Below are 19846 nucleotides of genomic sequence, written 5' to 3' on the forward strand. Positions count from 1 at the left end.
TGCGGGTGGACAAGAAGACCCGGGGCGACCGGCTGCGTTTCATCGTGCTGGACGGTCTGGCCCGGCCCGCCGTGCTGGAAGGCCCGGACCCGGCGATGCTCCTCGCCGCCCACGCGGAGATCGCCGCCTGACCGACCATCACCTCCACTCCACGGCACGCGCTCCGCGGCATACGGCGCGGCCGACGCCGCCCGTCCCGTCCTGTCCCGTCCTCCGGGACGATGCCACCGGCGCCGCCGCCCGGCGGATGCGCAGGACCGACCACCGGCCGGCCGGTCGCGGCCGGGCAGCGGTGTGCGGGCGATCCGGGGAATCGTCGTCATGACGGACGCCGGCCACGACGTGCTCCCTCCCGCTCCCCTCCCACTCCCCTTCCGACCGGCCCGCCGGTGCAGGTGCCGCACCGGACGCGCCCGGACGGCACGGCCCGGTCGCCCATGAGACGGTCCGCGGCACAACGCCCCACTCCCGGCAGCGGCCGTACGGTCGGTGTACGGGATCCGGGGTCGGGTCCGCCGACCGCGTCCAAGCCGAACGGAAGCGGCGGCGACGGGCCACCGGCCGCGCGCGGATCGGCGGTGCCGGTTCCGGCACGGGAGGTCCGGGCCGGGGCGGGTGCCCGGCGCGGCAGCCGGGAAGGAGCCGTCGGCGCCGGACGCGGCGAGGGCGCGGGCACCGACGGGCGAGCGGGGAGGACTCGCCCGTCGGTGCCGCCGGACGGACCGCCTGCGCGTCCCGCGGAGCCTCGCCGACCGGACCCGAGCCGGGCGGAGGGCGGTGACCCGCCGGGAGCCGGCTGCCGGGTCCGGCGGAGCCGGCCGGTGACGCGCGAGGCGGCCCCACACGACGGAGCAGGGCCTCCCGACCCTCCTCCATGGGTGCGACACCCGGGAGCGGTGCGGAAGGCCCTGCCGTCATGTCGTCCACGCCGTCCATGTCGTCCGTGCCGTCACCGCGGCGAGGTCCCCGGCCGGAGACCCGCGTTCGACCGCCGCCGGAACCGGAGGGGGAGCAGCCACCCGGTGGCTGCTCCCCCGGCCGGCCCGCTCCGGCCGCGCGGTCCCGCGGCACTCCCGTCCTCACCGCGACGGGAGTGCGCCGGTGTGCGGGCGTCAGGCGATGCTCTCCGCTCGATCCGCCCTGTCCTCGGCAGGGGCCTCAGCGGTGTCCTGCGGCGTCTCCGACCGGGGAAGCCAGCGAAGCGCGAGGACGCCGAGCGCCACGTGCAGGAGGCTGGCCACCACGGCGGCCGCGTGCAGACCGGTGACGAAGGCCGACTTCGCATCCTCGATGATGGGGGACGCCAGGTTCGGGAGCTGGAGCGTTTCGTCGAGGGTGGGCGCGAGGTCGGGTCCCTGGAGCCGGAAGATCAGCGCGGCGAGGGAACCCAGGAGCGCGATGCCGAGGGCGTTGCCGATCTCGTTGCTGGTCTCGGCGATCGCTCCCGCCGAGCCGGCTCGTTCCGCGGGGACGGCGCCGACGGCCGTGTCGGCGACGACGGCGAACGAGATGCCGTAACCGACGCCCGCGACGACCGTGGAGGCGACGTACCAGCCGACCCCGCCGGTGGTCAGGGTCGGGAGCAGGAGCAGCAGACCCGTCGCGATGGAGAAGTGGCAGACGATCAGGGCGGTTCGCTTGCCGATGCGATCGACCACGTACGGTGTGACGATGCACGTGGCGGTGAGCACCACGGCCCCGGGCAGCGCGAGGAACGCGGCGTGCAGGACCGACAGTTCGAGGACGGACTGGAGGTAGATGCCCGCCAGGTAGGCGGCCGCCGACCACGCGGCCAGCGGCAGCAGACCGGTGATGATCGCGACCGTGAAGACGCGGTCGCGGAAGAGCGAGAAGTCCATCAGCGGGTACTCGAGGCGCCGCTGGCGCAGGGCGAACCACGTCAGCAGCGCCGCTCCCGCCAGTACGGCGAGGACGGGGACGGCCGAGAGGCCCTCGGCCGCGGCGTGCTTGAGGCCGTAGATGGCGAGCAGGAGGCCGACCGCGGAGGTCACGACGCTGAACGCGTCGACACGGCCCGGCCGGGTCGCGCGTACCTCACCGAGCAGGACCGGCGCGAAGATCAGGAACAGGGCGATGACGGGAAGGTTGACCAGGAAGACCGATCCCCACCAGAACCGCTCCAGCAGGAGGCCGCCGACGATCGGGCCGATGGCGAACCCGGCGGCGAACGCTGCGGCGAAGATGCCGATGGCCTGCGCTCGCCGCCGAGGGTCGCCGAACAGTTCGCTCAGCACCGCCAGGGCGGAGGGCAGGAGCGTCGATCCCGCCACACCCATGAGCGCACGGGCGGCGATGAGGAATTCCGGGGTGGGCGCGAGTGCCGCCGCCGCGGAGCCGATGCCGAAGACCGTCGCACCGATCATGAGCAGTCTCAGCCGGCCGTACCGGTCTCCGATACTGCCGAACGCGATCAGCAGGGAGCCGACGGCGAAACCGTAGATGTCCAGGATCCACAGGGCCTGATCCGCGGTTGGCGTGAGTGCCTGGCTGACCCGGGGCATCGCCAGAAACAGGATCGACCCGTCCATGGAAACCAGGAGTACGGGCCCGAGGATTACCAGGAGTCCGAGCCAGGCCCGTCGGCCGGGCGGGTTATGCGATTGCTGTCCAGACATGCCTCCACGGTCGGGTACTGCCTGTTCGGCAGCCATCCCCCTGGTGTGGGTACACCCAACAGGTACACCCACCGAGGTGCCCGGAGGACCTATTCTCGATATCGTGGAGAGTCTTGGAGCGTTCTTGAAGAGCCGCCGGGACCGGGTCACACCGGCCGAGATCGGATTACGCACCTATGGAACCGCTCGCCGGGTTCCGGGACTGCGGCGCGAGGAACTCGCGCAGCTCGCGGGAGTGAGCGCGGGGTATTACACGCGTTTGGAGCAGGGGCAGGTGGAAACCGCCTCCGAGCAGGTTCTCAACGCCCTCGCAAGAGTTCTGCAACTCGACGAGATCGAACGCGTCCACCTGCACAACCTCGCTCGGCAGCCCTCGGACCCCGGACTGTCCGAACCGCGCCGGGAGACGCCCCACCCGCGGGTGCTCACGCTCCTGGAGTCCCTGGACGAGGCGACGCCGGCGATCGTGCTGGGCCGGCGGGGGGACGTGCTCGCGTGGAACCGCACGGGCCACGCGCTCATCGCCGAGCACGTCGACTTCAACGCACCGCAGGAGCCGACGCGCCGCCCCTCCATCCCCCGGATGTTCTTCCTCGACCCGCTCACCCGCGACATGTACCGCAACTGGGACGAGCTCGCCCGTGTCCACGTCGCCTACCTCCGGCTCACCGCCGGCCGCTTCCCCACCGACGCGCGACTGGCGGAGCTGATCGGGGAGCTCACGATGCGCAGCAACGATTTCGCGATGATGTGGGCCGCCGGGGAGGTCTCCGACTGCACGGTCGGCACCATGCACCTGCAACACCCCACCGTCGGCGCCGCGAGCGTCGACTACCAGGTCTGGCTCCAGCCCGAAAGCCCTGACCACCGGCTCGAGATCTACACCCCGAACGACTCGAGTTCCGCCGACGCCCTGCGGATCCTGATGCACCAGGGCCGTACGGAGACCGCACAGGATTCCGTCCCCGCCCGGCAGGACTGAGTCCGACCGCGCGGGGCGGCGGGACGCCGCGCGGCGAGCCGCCGGCCGGGACGGGGAAGCGGCGCGCGCCCGGCGGGACGGTGCCCCCGGGCCCCGCCACCGCCTGCGGTGAGGGCCGTCGGGCCGAGCCCCGCGGTACCGCTCGCCGCGAGGGGGCAGCCGCCCGTCGGCGCCCGCACCACGGACCGGCCCCGGTCGAGTTCCCCCGCCTCGGCCGGGGCCTTCCCGTGTCCGCCCCGGTGTGCGCCGGGGAGCGGGCCGGTCACCGGTGCCGGGCGGCCTCGGCGATGAGGGCGGCGGTGAGTCCGCCGTGCCCGTAGGGGAAGTTGTGCGCCCCCGGAACCGTCTCCGCCCGCCCGTGCGCCGCCGTGGCCGCCAGCCGGAGGGCCCATTCCTCGGGGGCGAGCGCGTCGTGTTCGCCCCGCAGGACCAGCGTCGGGCAGACCACCCGGGAGATGGTCCGCTCGGGTGCGTCGTGCAGCGCGGAGCGCACGTACCGCAGCAGCTCGCGCATCCCCCCGCGGACGTAGTAGGGCACGGTGGCGCCGATCTCGCCGGCCGACTCGTGCACCAGGGTGCGCGGGAGGGCCCCGAGCAGACCGGGCACACGGCGCAGCGCGGGCGGGAAGGTCGGCCCCATCAGCACCAGCGACCGCACCCTTCCGGGGTGGTCCGCGGCCACTCGCAGGGCGATCTGGGCACCGGTGGAGTGCCCCACCAGCACGACCGGTTCCCGGGGCACCGCGGCCAGCCAGGCGGAGACCGCCTCCGCCAGCGCGGGGATCCGCGCGGGGCAGGCACGGGGCTGCCGGTGGCCGAATCCGGGGACGTCCAGGAGGAACGATCTCGCCCATGCGCCGCACCCCTCCAGGGTGTCCGTGAGGTAGCCCAGGGCTCCCAGCCCGGGGATCATGACCACCTGGGTCCCCCGCGGACGGTTCCCGCCCGTGTACAGGCTCCGTACCCTGTGCCCGGCCGCCTCGTCCCAGCGGACCGCGTGCGTCTGTCGTCCGGTCGCGTGCATGGCCGTCTCGTTCCCCCTCCCCGCGCCCGCTCACGGCGGGCGCGGGGATTTCCCGGCGGCACTCGCGGGGCGCGGACGGCCCGGCCCGTCACTCCCCTCCGGTCCTCTGGAGCCGTGCGCGGACGGCCTGCCGCAGGCCGTCGGTTCCCTCACCGGTCAGGGCGGACACCCGCACCGCGCCGGGGTGGGCGCGGGTCTGTACGAGCCGGCCGACGACGGCGATCCCGTCGGTCTGCGCCGGGTTCTCCCGTTCGTCCAGGACATCGGGACCCTGCCCGGGGTCTGCGCCGTCGGGCGCCATCCCCTCCCGGCGGTTCAGCCCGAGCAGCACCGCCCGCGGCGGGTCGGGGGCCGTCCCGCCCGCGGTGTCACCGGCCGCGGCGACCGGAGGTCCGAGCAACCGGCGTCCAGGCATGTCGTCTCCTCCTTCACGGGTCCCCCCGCACGGTGCGTCCATCGCGGGGCGCGGGTGGGGCGGCACCGGGTTCCCCGGGAGCCGCCGATGCGGGAACGGGTCCACGCGCGGAGGAGCCGTACGGGACGGAGCGGCGGCCGGCGTCACCAGGACGAGGCGGCCGTCTGGGTGGCGAGCATGCGCAGCAGCGCGCCCTCGCCCTCCCGCAGCGCCCGCCGCTGCCGGTCGGCGGCGGTGCCCTCCTGCAGCAGCCGGTGGACCAGGGCGAGCACCTCGCGTGCGTCGCCGGCCTCCTCCAGGGCGGGGGTGAGGTACCGCACCAGTCCGCTGACGACGTCACCGACCTTGCGGGGCTGGTGGGCGTGCGGATCGAGCAGCGTGTCCGTCATGCCGTGACGGGCGGCGTGCCAGCCGGCCGCGGCCAGGATCTCGGGAGGCGGCACGGGGAGGGGGAGGCCCGCCTCCGCCTCGCGCAGGACGGTCGCCACCAGGGCGCGGACGAGCCCGGTGAGCATGACGGCGTCGTCCGCGCGCAGTTGCACGTCCATGGCGCGGATCTCGACGGTCGGGTAGCGCTCGGACAGGCGTGCCTGCCAGTACAGCTGCCCCAGGTCGCGGATGGCGCCGGTGGTCAGGAGGCCCGTGGTGCGCCGGTCGTAGTCGGCGGCGTCGGTGAAGAGCGGCGGGGGGCCGCTGACCGGCCACCGGCCGAAGACCACGGTGCGCCAGCTGGCGAATCCGGTGTCGGACCCGCCCCACAGCGGCGAGTTCGCCGACATCGCCACCAGGACCGGCAGCCACGGCCGCAGCCGGTTCAGCACCGCCACCCCGGCGGCGCGGTCGGGGACGGCCACGTGCACGTGCATGCCGTTGATCAGCTGCTCGTCGACCAGCCGCGGCGCCCTGGCGTGCAGCGCACGGTAGCGGGGGGTGTCCGTGACGGGCGAGGGCGCGCCGGGGGCGAAGGGGGCCGAGCCGCAGGCGGCGATCCGGCAGCCGGCCTGCTCGGCGGCGGCGGCCAGGGCGTGGCGCAGCCGCAGCAGGTGGCCCCCCACCTCCTCCAGGGTCTCGCAGACGGGCGTGGCGACCTCCACCTGGGCCTGGAGCAGTTCGGGGTGCACCTCCCCGCTGCCCAGGGCGGGCTGCAGCCCGGCCGTCGCGCACACCCTCTCCGCCTGCGGCACCGGCAGCCCGGTGTCCGGGTCCAGGAGCAGGTACTCCTCCTCCACCCCGATGGTGACCATGGCCTCCCTCGATTCCCGGCCGGCCGTACGGTGCGCCGCCGTGCGCGGTCTCCGCCGGTCTCCCGGGCTCCGCCGGAGGCGGACGCGGGACGGCGTCCGACGGCGTCCGCGCGGCGGAGCCCGCTCCCGGGGCCGGTACGGGCCGCCGCCGGGTCGGCCGGACCGACGGCTCACCGGCGGCTCCGGGTGAGGTGGGCACAGAGGTGGCCTCCCGCGTGACGGCTCTTGCCGCGTGTCCCGGACGGGGGGCGGTAAACGCCCGGCGGACCGCTCGGGGCCGTGGCCGGGCCGCTGGTCACCGCGGGTGTCGCGCGGCTCGCCGCCGTGTCCGCGCCCGGCGGACGCGCCCCGCGGCCCGGTGGCCGAGGCCGGAGGCCGGGTCCGGCCGCCCCGCGGGCGCGGGGCGGCCGCAGGGCGCGCCGGTCACCTGTAGGTGATGTCGGAGGCGCTGTAGAGGCAGTGCGTGCCGTCCGGGCCGCTTCCGATCCTGGTGGGCTCACCGCTGGTGACGCCCTTGTAGCGCTCGCAGGGGACGATCTTGCGGCTGGAGTCGCCGACGATCGTGACCCGCGAGAGCCGGGCGGTGTCCCCGTAGTTGGAGTTGATTCCGGCCAGCGACTTGCCGGGGGCGGTGGCGGTGACGTTCTCGATCACCACGTGGCGCTGGTACTGCCGGCTGCAGTTGCCGCACGCCCGGTAGAGCTTCCCGAAGTCCTCCACCTGGAAGTTCCTGATCACCATGCGGCCGGGGCCGTTGTGCTGGAACACCTTGTCGGACGCCTTGCGGGCGCCGCCGCCGTCGACGGTCATCGTCTGGGACGCGGAGGTGCCCTTGAAGGTGGCGGCGTCCTCGCCGACGTCCTCCCACCAGACGTTCTGCAGCGTGCAGGTCCCCCTGCAGTGGATGCCGTCGGCGGCCGGGGCTCCCAGCACCACGTTCTTGAGGGTGGCGCCGTCGGCCAGTTCGAACAGCGGCCCCTGGTCCTCGTCCTGGCCGCCGGAGCCCAGGTCTCCGCTGCCGTAGTAGCGGACCATGCCGCCGTCCCTGGTCCCGCTCACCTTGATCGTGCTGGAGACGGCCTGCTGCCCTGTCGGCGACGGCCAGGAGGCCGCGGCGGCGGAGGTGTCCGCCGCCATCGCGGTGGGGAGGGCCAGAGCCAGTGCCGACAGGAGTACGGCGGCGGACCTGGCCGCGCGCCGACGGTTCTCGGTGGGTGCCACGATGCTCCTCGATGGGGGGTTCGAACCTGTCCGTTCACACGCGTGAACCGACCGAAGCACGGAGAACCTACGGAGCAAGCGCTTTCCTGTCAATGCTGCGAACGCTTTTGCTCACTCGGGCCCGGAAGCGGTCCGGAGCAGGAGCAGGGCGATGTCGTCGGTGCGCTGCCGGGCCGGGCGGGCCTGCTGGAGGAGGGTGTCGACGATGCGCTCCAGATCGCCGCCGGAGGCGTGGGCGAGGTGGCGGGCGAGGTCGGCGGCGCCCTGGTCGGGGTCGGCGCCGGGGGTCTCGACGAGGCCGTCGGTGTAGAGGGCGAGGATCGCGCCCGGCGGCAGGGCGATGTCGAGGACCTGGTAGGCGGCGTCCGGCTCGACCCCCAGGAGCAGACCGGGCGGGACGTCGAAGGGGTGGGTACGGCCGCCGGGCCTGCGCAGGAGCGGGGAGGGGTGGCCGGCGCTGGCGATGCTCGCGCGCTTCCGGGCGAGGTCGAGGTGGACGTACAGGCAGCTCGTGAACAGCCCGGGGTCGAGGTCGGCCAGGAGCCGGTTGGTGCGGGAGAGCACCTGGTCGGGAGGGACCCCGGCGGTGGCGTTGGCGTGGATGGCGGTGCGGACCTGGCCCATGAGGGCGGCGGCCGCGACGTTGTGCCCCTGGACGTCGCCGATGACGGCGGCCGCGGTGCTGCCGCTGAGGCGGATGAGGTCGTAGAAGTCGCCGCCGATCTCCATGCCGCGGGTGGCCGGCAGGTAGCGGGCGGCCACCCGCAGCCCCGGGACGGCGGGGAGGGTGTGGGGCAGCAGGGCCTGCTGGAGGCCGTGGGCGAGCTGGTGCTTGGTGTCGTACAGGCGCGCCCGGTCCAGCGCCTGGGCGATGAGCCCGGCCAGGGAGGTCAGCACGGCGCGCTCCTCCGCCGCGAACACGTGGGGCCGGTCGTAGGACAGGACGCAGCAGCCCACGGACCGCCCCGAGATCGTCAGCGGCAGGAAGGCCCACGCCTGCTTGCCGGTCGTCCGCGGCACGTCCGGGTAGTCGCGCCCCATCTCCTCCGGGGAGGGGAAGAAGGCGGGTACGCCGCTGGCGAGGGTCTGCGTGGCCGGGGTGAGGGAGGTGCCCAGGGGGGCGCCCTCGAACTGGTCGAGGGCGGCGCGCTCGTAGCCGCGCTGGCCGACGATGCGCAGCCGGCTGGCGTCCGCGATGAGCAGGACCAGCCCCTTGGCGTCGAAGGCGGGCATGATCTGGTCGGCGACGAGGTCGACCACGTCGCGCACCCCGACGGTCTCGGTCAGGGCCGCCGCCAGGTGCATCAGCTGGTAGAGCTGCCCGGCGCGGGCCGGCATGACGGCGTCGCGGCGCTCTCTCGCCACCGGTGAGGGCCGGGGGCCGGCGCCGGCGGGGTTGATGCGCACGCTGATGCCGCTGGCGTCCGGGTAGAGCCGGAAATCCAGCCACCGGTCGGGCGGCCGGCAGGCGGTGAAGGAGACGGGCTGGCGGCTGACGACCGCGGCCCGGTAGCGGTCCTCGTAGACCGGGTCGTCCAGCCAGGGCAGCGCGTGCCACGGGCGCGTGCCCAGCAACTGGTCGGCGCTGCGGCCCAGCAGTTCGACGGCGCCCGAGGTGAGGAAGGTGAACCGGCCCTCCAGGTCCAGCGCGCAGCCGCCGCCGGGCAGGCGCTCGGCGAAGTCGACGGCGGCCAGCGGCGACTGCCGCCTGACGGGCCGGGCGGCGTCGGTGCTCAGCACGCGCGGCTGGTCCGGCGGGGTGACCGGCCGTCCCGCGTCGGCCGCCTCCTCCAGCAGGCGGGCCAGCTGCCGGCAGCTGGTGACGATGTGGTCGCGCTGCCGCCGGGTGATCCGTGGTGGATGGGTGCCGGGCCACATCAGCAGCAGGGCGCCCCAGGGGCGGTCCGTGACGACGGGAGCGGCGGCCAGGGCGAAGCGGTAGGGCAGGGCCACCGCCGCACGCGGGTAGGCCTGGGCCAGGTCCTCCTGGCCCCCCACCCACACCAGGCGGTCCTCGCGCACCGCGTCGGCCACCGGGATCGGCGCGGCCAGCGCGACCCCCGTCCACGGCGCGATGAGCTCGACCGGCACCCCGCACAGCATCGACAGGCGCAGCACGTCCCCGTCCGGGGCCAGCAGGTAGAGGCCGCCGGCGGACGCCCCGGTGCCGCGCACCGTCTCCAGGAACGCCGTCTCCAGCGGGTCGTGTCCGCCCGCCGGGTCACGGACGCCGGCCACCGCGCACCCCCCGCGGAACCGGTCCGGGGCGCCGGCCGCGGCCGGGCGGGCCTCCGGCGGCGGGCGCCGGAGGGCACCGGAGCGCCGCACCCGTCCGCCCGGGGGGCGGCACTCCACACCGGGAACGCCGGATATCAGCCATACAGGACCATTATGTCGCTTCGCGTGCGTCGGCGCGCCGCCGGGACGGGCGGCGGCCCCCGCCGCGAGGAGCGCGCCGTGAGGGGCGGCGGGCGGGGGCCCGGCGGTACGTCAGGCGGTCTCGTCGACGGCGCGGGCCAGGGTGCGCAGCCCCTCGTCCAGCTCCTCCGGGGTGGCGGTGAGCGGCGGGAGCAGCTTGACGACCTCGTTCTCGGGACCGGAGGTCTCGATCAGCAGGCCGAGCTCGAAGGCCCGCGAGCACACCCGGGCGGCACGTCCCCTGTCGGTGAAGCTCAGCCCCCGGGCCAGGCCGCGGCCGCGGCACTCGGCTCCGCTGCGGCGGTGCTCGGCGGCGATCTCGCACAGGGCGGACTCCACCTGCTCGCCGCGGGCCAGGGTCTGCTTCTCCGTCCCGCTGTCCGCCCAGTAGGCGTTCAGGGCCGCGGTGGCGGTGACGAAGGCGGGGTTGTTGCCGCGGAAGGTGCCGTTGTGCTCGCCCGGCTCCCAGACGTCCAGCTCGGGCCGGAACAGCAGCAGCGACATCGGCAGGCCGTAGCCGCTGATGGACTTGGACAGGGTGACGGCGTCCGGGACGATCCCCGCCTCCTCGAAGGAGAAGAAGCCGCCGGTGCGGCCGCAGCCCATCTGGATGTCGTCGACGATCAGCAGCATGTCCCAGCGGCGGCACAGGTCGGCCAGGGCGCGCAGCCACTCGGGCCGGGCCACGTTGACGCCGCCCTCGCCCTGGACCGTCTCGACGATCACGGCGGCGGGCCGGCTGAGTCCGGAGCCGCGGTCCTCCAGCAGCCGCTCGAACCACGCGAAGCCCTGGTCGTCGTCCAGGTACCGGTCGAACGGCATGGGCATGCCGTGCACCAGGGGTATGCCGGCGCCCGCCCGTTTGAAGGCGTTGCCGGTCACCGCCAGCGCGCCGAGCGACATCCCGTGGAAGGCGTTGGTGAACGACACCACCGTCTCGCGCCGCTTGACCTTGCGCGCCAGTTTCAGGGCCGCCTCGACGGCGTTGGCGCCGGTGGGCCCGGGGAACATCACCTTGTGGTCCAGACCGCGCGGCCGGAGGACGAGGTCGCGGAACGTCTCCAGGAAGTCGCGCTTGGCCGTGGTGTTCATGTCCAGGCCGTGGGTGATGCCGTCGCGCTCCAGGTAGTCCAGCAGGGCGCGCTTGAGGACCGGGGGGTTGTGGCCGTAATTGAGGGCGCCCGCCCCTGCGAAGAAGTCCAGGTACACATGGCCGTCCTCGTCGTGGAGGCGGCTGCCGTGCGCGGACTCGAAGACCCTCGGCCAGCTGCGGCAGTAGCTGCGCACCTCCGACTCCAGGGTGTCGAAGACGGACGTCTCGGCTGGGGTGATGGTCATGGCGATGCGCTCCTCGGTGGGTGGGGGTTCCGGACGGACGGATCGGCGACGGCCGTACGGCCGGGTCAGGACAGCGGCCCGACGCGGTACAGCACCTCGGGGTCGTGGCCGTCCGGGAAGAGTCCCGCGTCGAACAGCACCTGGCGCTCCAGCGCGGCGCCGTGCCGCCGGGCGAAGACGGTGAACAGCCGGTCGGACGCGGTGTTCCCCGGCGTGACGGTGGTCTCCAGGTACCGCACACCCCGCGCGGCCTGCCGGGCGGCCAGGTGGTCCAGCATGGCGCCGGCCAGGCCGCGCCCCCGGTGGGCCCCGTCCACGGCGACCTGCCAGACGACCAGCGTGCCGGGCCGGTCGGGGCGCAGGTAGCCGGTGACGAAGCCGACCGGGGTCCCGCGCTCGCCGCGCGCCACCGCGGAGGTGCGGGCGAAGTCCCGGAACCACAGCAGGTAGCTGTAGGGGGAGTTGAGGTCGAGCACCCGGGAGTCGCGGGCGATGCGCCACACCGCGGCACCGTCCTGGATTCCGGGCGTCTCGATCAGGGGTTCCGTCTGCGTCGCCATGGATTCACCTCCACCGCGATCGGTGTTCGACCTCCCGGCGGCTTTCGCCGGGTGGGATCGACCGACAGGAGCCCGAGACTGCCGGGCGCGGGTCTCGCGGAGTGATCGCCCGCGTTGCCGGACGGTCTTTCCGGTGCGCGGGGCAATACCCCGGAGGGTTGCGCCCGTTGGGCGGTTTTCCCGCGCTTTTCCGCACTCAAGGAAAGGTACTCCGGCCACTTACGGGCGGCCACCGCAGAATTTCCCGCCTTTTCCCGTACGAGGCCGGACGGGGCGGAAAGCGCCGGAAACGCCTGCCCCTCCGGACCCCGGAACCCGCCGCGAAGGTCACCCGAACGGCCGAACGCCGGACGGTGCGGCGCCGGACGGTGCGGCGCCGGACGGTGCGGGCCTCCCCGGAGCGGCCGGCGGGGTTCGCGCCGCCGCACGGGGTACCCGGCGGGACCGACGACGGGAGGAGGAATCCCATGTCCGACCGGCAGGCGAAGCCCTCGGGCGGCTCCGGCCCGGAACCGGAGCGGGTCCCGCTGGAGGAGGATCCGGCGGTGCGGCAGGCGGCCTCCGACGACGTCACCGCCACGCCCCTCACCACGGAGGACGAGGAGGACCGCGGCCCCCTGGCACCGGAGTTCCGGGAGCCGGACGGGCCCCCGGAGCAGGCCCCGCCCCCCGGGGGCGGCGAGGGGGCCGGGCGGAACCGGTCCGCGGACTGACCCCGTACGCCCCGTTCCGTCGGTGCGTCCCGGAGCGCCCGAAGCGCTCCGGGACGCGCCGTCTCCTCTCCGCGTTTTCCGCGCGGTGAAAGTTTCCTCCGGAGCGGGCCCGTAGCGGCAGCTCGCCCACTCCTCCACCGGTCCAGACCACAGAGAGTGCAGGGAGCGTCTTTACAGCGCGCCGCCCCCGTGCGTCACTAATGACGCGTTCACGTCAATCGCTGAGATCCGCGCGACGGCACCACCCAGCACCTCCCCCACACTCCACCCATGACGTGCCAGGAGGCAGCCATGCTCTCGCACAGATCCCCCTCCTCCCGACGCCGGCGGAGCGCCGCCCGCCAAGGAGCGCCTCAAGCCGGGCACCGCGTTCATGGGCGCCGGCTACCGCCTCCACGAGGGCGGCGACGCGCAGGAGGACCCGTCGCCGGGGGCGCTGGCCCACACCAGCGGCGTCCAGGGGATCGACGTCTCGCACTGGCAGGGGGCCATCAACTGGACCTCGGTGCGGAATGCGGGCATCCAGTTCGCCTGGATCAAGGCGACCGAGGGCACCTCCTACAAGGACTCGCGGTTCAACACCAACTACACGGCCGCGTACAACGCCGGCGTGATCCGCGGCGCCTACCACTTCGCCCGCCCCGACGTCTCCGGCGGCTCGACCCAGGCGGCCTACTTCGCCTCCAACGGCGGCGCCTGGTCGAGGGACAACCTGACCCTGCCGGGCGTCCTGGACATCGAGCACAACCCGTACGGGGCGATGTGCTACGGCCTGTCCACCACCCAGATGCGCGCCTGGATCACCGACTTCTACAACGCCTACAAGGCGCGCACCACCCGTGACGTGGTGATCTACACGACCGCGGGCTGGTGGAACACCTGCACCGGCAACTGGACCGGCATGTCCGGCAAGAGCCCGCTGTGGGTCGCGCACTGGACGTCCAGCGAGACCCCCACCATCCCGAGCGGCTTCCCCACCTGGACGGTGTGGCAGTACACCAGCACCGGCTCGGTCGGCGGCGTCTCCGGGAACGTCGACCGCAACAAGTTCAACGGCACCAGGGACCGGCTCCTCGCCCTGGCCAACAACACGCCGTAGTCCCGGGGGCGCCGGACGGCGCCGCGCGGTGGGGCGGGCCGCCCGCCGGCTCCACCGCCTCCCCTCCCCACGACCCGCCCGCCCCGCGCGACTCCTCGAGGAGCTGACCGTGAACGGTGAGAAACCGCTGCGCCGCCGCCTCCTGCTCACCGGCACCGCCGGGCTCGCCGCCGCTGCCGCCCTGCCGGGCGCCGCCGCGGCGTCGGCGTCGGGCGCCGTCGAGCCCGACGTCGACGGCACCCGGGAGTGGAACGCGCGGCCGCCCCGGGGGAGCGTCACCGTCCTGGGGTACCGGCCGAGCCGGATCGTCGTCCACCACACGGTGAGCGCGAACACCTCCGACCTCTCCCGCGCCCGGGCCCACGCCCACGCCCACTGGGTCCAGGACCTCCACATGGACGGCAACGGCTGGATCGACACCGGCTACCACTTCGCCGTCAGCCGGGGAGGGTGGATCACCGAGGGGCGGCACGGCAGTCTGCGGGCCCTCACCGGCGGCACCTCCTTCGTGCTCGGCGCCCACACCTCCGGGCAGAACGACCAGGCGGTCGGGATCGCGTGCGAGGGCTCGTACCACGCGGGCGCGGTGCCGCCGCAGGCGCAGTGGGAGGTGCTGGTGGTCCTGTGCGCGTACGTCTGCGAGCGGTACGGCATCGCGCCCGCGCGGCTCCACGGCCACAAGGACTTCGTCGCCGGCACGCTGTGCCCCGGGGTGCTCCACGACATGCTGCCGCGGCTGCGCGACGAGGTGGCGGCGCGGCTGGGCTGACGGCCGGGCCGTCCGACGGCGGCCCGGGCCCGCAGTCCGGTCCCGCAGCCCGGGGTGTACCTCCCGGGCACGGCTGGGCCCGGACCGCGCCCTCTGTGCGGTCCGGGCCCCGTGCCGTCGGGCGGCGCCTACCGTGCGCGGATCACCTCACCGTGCAGACGGTGCCGTTGAGGGTGAACCGGGTCGGCTCGCCGGGCGTGCCTCCCGTGTGGGTGCCCTGGAAGCCGAACGACTGGGTCCCGCCCGGCGCGATGTTCCTGTTGTGGTCGACGGGGCGGGCCGTCACCGTGCCGCCGCTGGTGGAGACCGTGGCGTTCCAGGCGCTGGTGACCGACTGCCCGCTGGGCAGCGCGAAGTTCATCTCCCAGCCGTTGATCGCGGTGGAGCCGGTGTTCTTGATGCCGACGTCGGCGGTGAAGCCGTTCGACCAGGAGTTGGTGGTGTACGTGACCTCGCAGCCGCTCGGCGCGGGCTCACCGCCGCCGCCGGTGCCCCCGCCCGTGCCCCCGCCGTCACCGCTGCCGGTGTTGACGGACGCGGAGAAGGAGTTGACGGCCAGGCCGGCGCCGTTCTGCCAGGGCTCGAAACCGGCCTGGATGCTCGTCAGGTACCACGAGCGCTGGGCCATGCCGCGGTTGACCGTCTCGTCGACGAAGTCCATGACGTCGAAGCTCATGCTCGCGATCGCCGAGGGGGCGATGAAGGAGATGACGTCGTTGGAGCCGTTGCTGCCGGTCCACACCTCCCAGCTGCGACCGCCGATGTTCGCCGTGCCGACCCGCGAGCCGATGGGCTGGATCGGGCCCACCCGGTTCAGCCAGATCATGATCTCGGTCCGGTTGACCCCGTCCTTCTTCGGCGTGGGGTCGAGCCAGATGTCGTACGAGGCGTTGTAGACCGCGTTGTTGACGTAGGTGTACGAGATGCTGCTGGGCGCGCTGCCGATCGAGCCGACCTGCATCGGCAGGTTGGTGCCCGGGGAGCAGTTGGTGTAGTGGCAGCCGTAGTAGACCGAGGGGTACGACTTGGGCGCCCCGTTGGTCGGGACGGAGCCGTCGGCCTGGGTGAGCCGGAAGCCGGTGCTGGTCACGTTGATGCACTGGGTGGCGCTGGTGCCCCAGCGGTTGTTCTGCACCACGTACTTGCCCTGGATGGTGGTGCTCCCGTACTGGGCGCAGATCTGCTCGTCGGCCCGGGCGGACTGCGCCGTGGTCGCCATGGCCGTCAGTGCGCCCGCGACCAGCAGGAGCGCCAGCAGGGCGACGCGTATCCGCGGCAGGGGGCGGAAGGGGAGGCGGAGGGGGGTGCGCAGGGGGGATGTCATGGTGTCCTTTCGACAGGAGCGGGACAGGGAGCCTCTGGGAGCGCTCCCAACCACTGCGCGGCGGACTCTATGGGCACCCCGGGCGGTGTGACAAGACGGGCGGCACCCTCGACTTCCCCCCGCCCTCCCTCCCTCCCCCTCCGGGCCGACCGTGGGCAACCCGACATTCGTTTCCCTCCGGGCCTCCCGGGCATCCGTCCAGACTGCCAGCAGACTGCCAGGGACCGGCGCCCGCCTCGGGGCACCGGCACGCGCGGGAGACGGAGACCCCATGTCACAGCAGGTCGCGGCATCCGGCGAGCCGGCTGGAAGAGGGCCCTCCCCGGGGGACGAGGAGGCGCGGCTGGCCGCCGTACGCCGCTACGACATCCTCGACACCCCACCGGACGGCGCGTTCGACCGGGTGGCCGCCCTGGCCGCGCGCCTGCTGGACACCCCGGTGGCCTCGGTGACGATCGTGGACGCCGATCGCGTCTGGTTCAAGGCGGTCACGGGACTGGAGGGGGTGACGGAGGTGGGCCGGGGTCCGGGGCTGTGCGCCTCGGCCATCCGCCGCGACGGCGTCCTGGTGATCCCCGACACCCTCTCCGATCCGGCCGCCGGCGCCAACCCGCTGGTCACCGGCCCGCCGGGAGTGCGCTTCTACGCCGCCGCCCCCATCGTGACCGCCGACGGCCACCGGCTGGGCACCGTCAACGTCCTGGACACCCGCCCCCGCCTGGTCACCGAGGAGGACACCGCCACCCTCGCGGACCTGGCCGCGGTGGTCATGGACCAGCTGGAGCTGCGCCTGTCCGCGCTGACGGCGGTGCGCGCCGAGCGGGAACTGCGCGCCGCCGAGCGGCGGCGGGCGGAGGAGGAGCAGGCGGCGCGGCAGCGGGCCGAGCTGGACAGGGCCGTGCTGGCCTCCTTCGCCGCCACGCTCCAGCGCACCCTGCTGCCCCCGGCCCTGCCGGCCGTGCCGGGCCTGGAGCTGGCCTGCCACTACCACACCGCCGCCGCGGGGGACGTCGGCGGCGACTTCTACGACGTCTTCCCCCTGGGCGGGGACCGCTGGGCCTTCTTCCTGGGCGACGTGTGCGGCAAGGGTGCGGGGGCCGCCGCCGTCACCTCGCTGACCCGCTACACCCTGCGGGCCGCCGCGCACCTCGACCCCGATCCCGTGGCGGTGCTGGAGGCCCTGAACAAGGCGCTGCTGCTGGACCCGTCGGCGGGCAGCCGCTTCTGCACCGCCGTCTTCGGCGTCCTGGACCCGCTGCCCGACGGCTCCTTCACGGTGACGGCGGCCTCCGGCGGGCACCCTCCGGCCTACCACCTGCGGCGCCGCGGGAGCGGGGAGCGGGTGGCCGTCGAGCCCGTGCGGCTCCGGGGCGGCATGCTGATAGGCGCGTTCGCCGAGGCCCGGTTCACCTCCCGGACCATCCGGCTGGCCCCCGGCGAGGGACTGCTGCTGTACACCGACGGGCTGACCGAGGCCCGTACCGGCGACGGCGCGCTGCTGGGCGAGGGCGGGCTGACCGGCTTCCTGGCCTCCCGCGCGGCGCCGGTCGGCGCGGCGGCGCTGGTGGAGGGGACCGCCGCGCTGCTGGCGGACCTGCCGGAGGGGACCGGCGACGACGTGGCGCTGCTGGCGCTGAGCGTGCCGCCCGCCCCCGCCGGGGACGCCCCGGAGGGGCGGACCTCCGCCCACCGCGCCGCGGCCCCGCCTCGCGCGGCCCCGCGCCCGGGCGTCCCGCACCCGAACACGCCGTCCGAAGAGACCCGGTCCCGGGCGCCCGGGGCGCCGGAACCCTCCGAGCACAGGAGCGCTGACACATGAGCGACGCCCCCGGCCTGACCGTCGAACACGTCCGCGGCACCGTCACCGTGGTGGCCGTCACCGGCGAGCTCGACCACCACTCCTCCCCCGGACTGCGCTCCGGGGTGCTGGAGCTGGTCCGGGGCGGCCACCCCCATGTGGTCCTGGACGTGTCGGGGGTCGCCTTCTGCGACTCCTCCGGCCTGAGCGCCCTGATCAACCTCTGGCACAACGCCCGGGCGGACGGCGGCTCGCTGGTCCTGTGCTCCGTGCCCGGCCGGCTGGACCGCCTGCTGCGCATGACCGGTCTGGACCAGATCCTGGCCCGCGCCTCCACCGTCGAGGAGGCGCTCGCCGGCCACCCGGCGCTCCGCGACGCGGACGGCCCCGGCTGAGCGGTCGCCCCGGCCCAACCACCCTGCCGCCCGGCTGCCCTGCCGCCACCCGGCCGCCCCGACCCGGCACGGTCGCCGGCGGCTCGGGGAAGGATGAGTGCATGACGGCTCCCCGGGCACGGCCGCTCGTCGTCGACGGCGACGGGAACGCCCTGATGTCCTTGGCGCGCGCGGCGGAGGACGCGCCCCCGGCCGACGCTCCGCTCCCCCTGGCGCTGACGGCCCTGTGGCACGCCGGCCGGGTGCTGCTGGTCCTCGACCGGCGCCGGGGGACCTGGGAGCTGCCGGGAGGCGGGATCGAGCCGGGGGAGACGCCCCGCGAGGCGGCCCTGCGCGAACTGCTGGAGGAGAGCGGGCAGCGGCCCGACGGGCCGCTGCGGTTCGCCGGATACCCCGCCTTCCGCCTAGCGCCCGACGGGCGGGCCGAGTACGGGGCGCTGTTCACGGGCCGCACCGCCGCTCCCCGCCCCTTCCGGGCGGACGAGGAGATCGCGGCCGTGCGCTGGTGGGCGCCGGGCGACCCCCTCCCGGAGCGCGCCCAGCCCCTGGACCTCCACCTCGCCCTCCTCACCCGTCCCCCGGACGCGCGCACCGTCTGACGCCGGGAAAACCGGCTGCGCGAACGCCCGGCGGGCGGCAGACTGCCCCGATGCCCCTGGAACCCTCCGGCATCGCCGCCGCGTTCGGCCTGGGACGGCCGCTCGGCGGTCCCCGCCCCCTCGCCAACGGCGACCATCCGTCCGGCACCCGTGTGCTGACCACCGAACGCGGCCGGTGGACGGTCAAGACCGGCCGGCTGCTCGGCGACTGGCACCGCGAGGAGATGCGCCGGACCCACCGCCTGGAGAGCGCGGCCCTCGCGGCGGGCGTCCCGATGCCGCGCCCCGTCGAACCGCCGCGTCCCGCCGCGGGCTACTGGCACGTCCCGGCCGGAGGGGAGGCGGTGCGGGTGACCGAGTGGGTCGAGGGGCACGACCTGCGGCGCTACGGCCCGGCGGACGCCTCCCTCGCCGAGGCGGCCGGCTGGACGGGACGGACGCTCGGCCGCATCGCCCTGCTCGGCCTGGAGGACGCCGACGGCCGCGATGGCGGCCGGCCGCCGCACCCGGTGGACGAGTGGCGGGAGTGGGTGGCGGAGGCCGAGGCCGGCGGCCACGCGGTCGCCGCGCCCGCCCGGTCGCTGCTGCCGGTCGTCGAGGAGGCCACCGCGCTGGTCCTGGAGGCGCTGCGGGAGCGGCCCCGGGCCGTCCTGGTGCACGGGGACGTCTCCCGCGCCAACGTGCTGCGCACCCCCGCCGGGTTCGCCCTGATCGACTGGGACAGCGCGGGCGCGGAGGTGCCGTGGTGGGACGCGGTCGGCGTGGCCTTCCGGTTCGCCACCCCCTTCAACGGCCCCGCGGCCGAGGGCGACCCCCGGGTGGTGCGCCCGCTGGTCGAGGGCTACCTCGACCGGGGAGGCCCCGCCGGGCCGGCCGACGCCTCGGCGTTCGCGGGCATGCTGCGCGGCCAGCTCGCCTCCACCGCCTGGTGCCTGTGGCTGGCCCTGGGGCACCGGCGGGCCGACGCCGCCCGGCGCGCCTTCGGCCTGGACCTCGTCACCGCGGCCGCGCGGGAGCTGCCCCGGGTGCTGCGCTCCCTGGACCGGTGGGCGGCGCTGCTGCGGTGAACCGTCCCGGCGCGTACGGCCGTTCCGCCGTCCCGGGCCCGGCCCCGGCCGGCGCGGCGGCGTGCCCCGCGCCGGCCGGAACCGGCGCCGCCCGTCCGCCGCGACCGGTGCGCGGCACCGGTCGCGGGCCGGCCGCGGGCTCACCCGGATGTGCGGGTCGGCCCCGATTTGGGACAACGATGGTGGCGCGGCGGCTCCGGGTGTGTGACGGTGGGGGGAGCCGCCCCGCCGTCTGGCCGGGTCG

General features: G+C 75.0%; 16 protein-coding genes and 2 pseudogenes. 9 read left to right on the top strand and 9 right to left on the bottom strand.

What is annotated here, in order from left to right; translation table 11 throughout:
• Window positions 1–131, top strand: a pseudogene (locus tag QC029_RS20790) (3-dehydroquinate synthase); the annotation flags it as partial.
• Window positions 132–1112: 981 nt separating this feature from the next.
• Here QC029_RS20790 and QC029_RS20795 read toward each other — a convergent pair.
• A complete protein-coding gene (locus tag QC029_RS20795; RefSeq protein ID WP_279557233.1) occupies window positions 1113–2636 on the bottom strand; it encodes an MFS transporter in 1524 nt (507 codons plus the stop codon).
• A gap of 91 nt (window positions 2637–2727) precedes the next feature.
• On the opposite strand from QC029_RS20795, the gene QC029_RS20800 reads away from it, so the two are divergent.
• Window positions 2728–3618, top strand: a complete 891-nt coding sequence (locus tag QC029_RS20800; RefSeq protein ID WP_279557271.1) for a helix-turn-helix transcriptional regulator — start codon at window positions 2728–2730, stop codon at window positions 3616–3618.
• Window positions 3619–3880: 262 nt separating this feature from the next.
• Here the strand turns inward: QC029_RS20800 and QC029_RS20805 are convergent, their stop codons facing one another.
• The 7 genes from QC029_RS20805 to ectA form a co-directional block, all read right to left on the bottom strand.
• Window positions 3881–4642: an alpha/beta fold hydrolase gene (locus QC029_RS20805; protein ID WP_279557234.1), complete on the bottom strand. Its 762-nt coding sequence runs from the start codon at window positions 4640–4642 to the stop codon at window positions 3881–3883.
• 88 nt (window positions 4643–4730) lie between these two features.
• Window positions 4731–5057: a hypothetical protein gene (locus QC029_RS20810; protein WP_279557235.1), complete on the bottom strand. Its 327-nt coding sequence runs from the start codon at window positions 5055–5057 to the stop codon at window positions 4731–4733.
• Window positions 5058–5200: 143 nt separating this feature from the next.
• Complete coding sequence (locus tag QC029_RS20815) at window positions 5201–6301, bottom strand: glutamate--cysteine ligase (RefSeq protein ID WP_279557236.1); 1101 nt, start codon at window positions 6299–6301, stop codon at window positions 5201–5203.
• A 423-nt stretch (window positions 6302–6724) separates the two neighbouring features.
• Window positions 6725–7438: a pectate lyase gene (locus QC029_RS20820; protein WP_279557272.1), complete on the bottom strand. Its 714-nt coding sequence runs from the start codon at window positions 7436–7438 to the stop codon at window positions 6725–6727.
• 195 nt (window positions 7439–7633) lie between these two features.
• Entirely contained in the window at window positions 7634–9760 is a 2127-nt protein-coding gene (locus tag QC029_RS20825; protein ID WP_279557237.1) for a SpoIIE family protein phosphatase, read from the bottom strand.
• Between the two features lie 252 nt (window positions 9761–10012).
• Window positions 10013–11278 carry a diaminobutyrate--2-oxoglutarate transaminase gene (gene ectB, locus QC029_RS20830; RefSeq protein ID WP_279557238.1) on the bottom strand — a complete coding sequence of 422 codons (1266 nt, stop codon included), beginning with the start codon at window positions 11276–11278 and terminating at the stop codon, window positions 10013–10015.
• Window positions 11279–11343: 65 nt separating this feature from the next.
• Window positions 11344–11838, bottom strand: coding sequence for a diaminobutyrate acetyltransferase (gene ectA / locus QC029_RS20835; protein WP_279557239.1), 495 nt, complete (start codon window positions 11836–11838; stop codon window positions 11344–11346).
• Between the two features lie 467 nt (window positions 11839–12305).
• On the opposite strand from ectA, the gene QC029_RS20840 reads away from it, so the two are divergent.
• The 3 genes and pseudogenes from QC029_RS20840 to QC029_RS20850 all read left to right on the top strand — a co-directional run bounded on the left by QC029_RS20840 (window position 12306) and on the right by QC029_RS20850 (window position 14419).
• Entirely contained in the window at window positions 12306–12551 is a 246-nt protein-coding gene (locus QC029_RS20840) for a hypothetical protein (protein ID WP_279557240.1), read from the top strand.
• Window positions 12552–12842: 291 nt separating this feature from the next.
• Window positions 12843–13650: pseudogene (locus QC029_RS20845) on the top strand (lysozyme).
• A gap of 109 nt (window positions 13651–13759) precedes the next feature.
• Window positions 13760–14419, top strand: coding sequence for a peptidoglycan recognition family protein (locus tag QC029_RS20850; protein WP_279557241.1), 660 nt, complete (start codon window positions 13760–13762; stop codon window positions 14417–14419).
• A 142-nt stretch (window positions 14420–14561) separates the two neighbouring features.
• Here the strand turns inward: QC029_RS20850 and QC029_RS20855 are convergent, their stop codons facing one another.
• Window positions 14562–15638, bottom strand: coding sequence for a cellulose binding domain-containing protein (locus QC029_RS20855; RefSeq protein ID WP_279557273.1), 1077 nt, complete (start codon window positions 15636–15638; stop codon window positions 14562–14564).
• A gap of 376 nt (window positions 15639–16014) precedes the next feature.
• On the opposite strand from QC029_RS20855, the gene QC029_RS20860 reads away from it, so the two are divergent.
• The 4 genes from QC029_RS20860 to QC029_RS20875 all read left to right on the top strand — a co-directional run bounded on the left by QC029_RS20860 (window position 16015) and on the right by QC029_RS20875 (window position 19602).
• Complete coding sequence (locus QC029_RS20860; RefSeq protein ID WP_279557242.1) at window positions 16015–17562, top strand: PP2C family protein-serine/threonine phosphatase; 1548 nt, start codon at window positions 16015–16017, stop codon at window positions 17560–17562.
• A complete protein-coding gene (locus QC029_RS20865) occupies window positions 17559–17936 on the top strand; it encodes an STAS domain-containing protein (RefSeq protein WP_279557243.1) in 378 nt (125 codons plus the stop codon). The genes QC029_RS20860 and QC029_RS20865 overlap by 4 nt, the downstream gene beginning before the upstream one ends.
• A gap of 101 nt (window positions 17937–18037) precedes the next feature.
• Window positions 18038–18535, top strand: a complete 498-nt coding sequence (locus QC029_RS20870; protein WP_279557244.1) for an NUDIX domain-containing protein — start codon at window positions 18038–18040, stop codon at window positions 18533–18535.
• Window positions 18536–18585: 50 nt separating this feature from the next.
• Complete coding sequence (locus QC029_RS20875) at window positions 18586–19602, top strand: phosphotransferase enzyme family protein (RefSeq protein WP_279557245.1); 1017 nt, start codon at window positions 18586–18588, stop codon at window positions 19600–19602.
• Window positions 19603–19846: the final 244 nt, after the last annotated feature.

The organism is Streptomyces sp. DH37 (assembly GCF_029813835.1).
GTDB lineage: Bacteria > Actinomycetota > Actinomycetes > Streptomycetales > Streptomycetaceae > Streptomyces.

What these genes read in the sequence shown, in the direction of transcription:
- QC029_RS20840 (WP_279557240.1), top strand. Translation starts at nt 12,306, where the DNA reads ATGTCCGACCGGCAGGCGAAGCCCTCGGGCGGCTCCGGCCCGGAACCG.
- QC029_RS20810 (WP_279557235.1), bottom strand. Translation starts at nt 5,057, where the DNA reads ATGCCTGGACGCCGGTTGCTCGGACCTCCGGTCGCCGCGGCCGGTGAC.
- ectB (WP_279557238.1), bottom strand. Translation starts at nt 11,278, where the DNA reads ATGACCATCACCCCAGCCGAGACGTCCGTCTTCGACACCCTGGAGTCG.
- QC029_RS20820 (WP_279557272.1), bottom strand. Translation starts at nt 7,438, where the DNA reads ATGGCGGCGGACACCTCCGCCGCCGCGGCCTCCTGGCCGTCGCCGACA.
- QC029_RS20860 (WP_279557242.1), top strand. Translation starts at nt 16,015, where the DNA reads ATGTCACAGCAGGTCGCGGCATCCGGCGAGCCGGCTGGAAGAGGGCCC.
- QC029_RS20815 (WP_279557236.1), bottom strand. Translation starts at nt 6,301, where the DNA reads ATGGTCACCATCGGGGTGGAGGAGGAGTACCTGCTCCTGGACCCGGAC.
- QC029_RS20805 (WP_279557234.1), bottom strand. Translation starts at nt 4,642, where the DNA reads ATGCACGCGACCGGACGACAGACGCACGCGGTCCGCTGGGACGAGGCG.
- QC029_RS20855 (WP_279557273.1), bottom strand. Translation starts at nt 15,638, where the DNA reads ATGGCGACCACGGCGCAGTCCGCCCGGGCCGACGAGCAGATCTGCGCC.
- QC029_RS20795 (WP_279557233.1), bottom strand. Translation starts at nt 2,636, where the DNA reads ATGTCTGGACAGCAATCGCATAACCCGCCCGGCCGACGGGCCTGGCTC.
- QC029_RS20870 (WP_279557244.1), top strand. Translation starts at nt 18,038, where the DNA reads ATGACGGCTCCCCGGGCACGGCCGCTCGTCGTCGACGGCGACGGGAAC.
- ectA (WP_279557239.1), bottom strand. Translation starts at nt 11,838, where the DNA reads ATGGCGACGCAGACGGAACCCCTGATCGAGACGCCCGGAATCCAGGAC.
- QC029_RS20865 (WP_279557243.1), top strand. Translation starts at nt 17,559, where the DNA reads ATGAGCGACGCCCCCGGCCTGACCGTCGAACACGTCCGCGGCACCGTC.
- QC029_RS20875 (WP_279557245.1), top strand. Translation starts at nt 18,586, where the DNA reads ATGCCCCTGGAACCCTCCGGCATCGCCGCCGCGTTCGGCCTGGGACGG.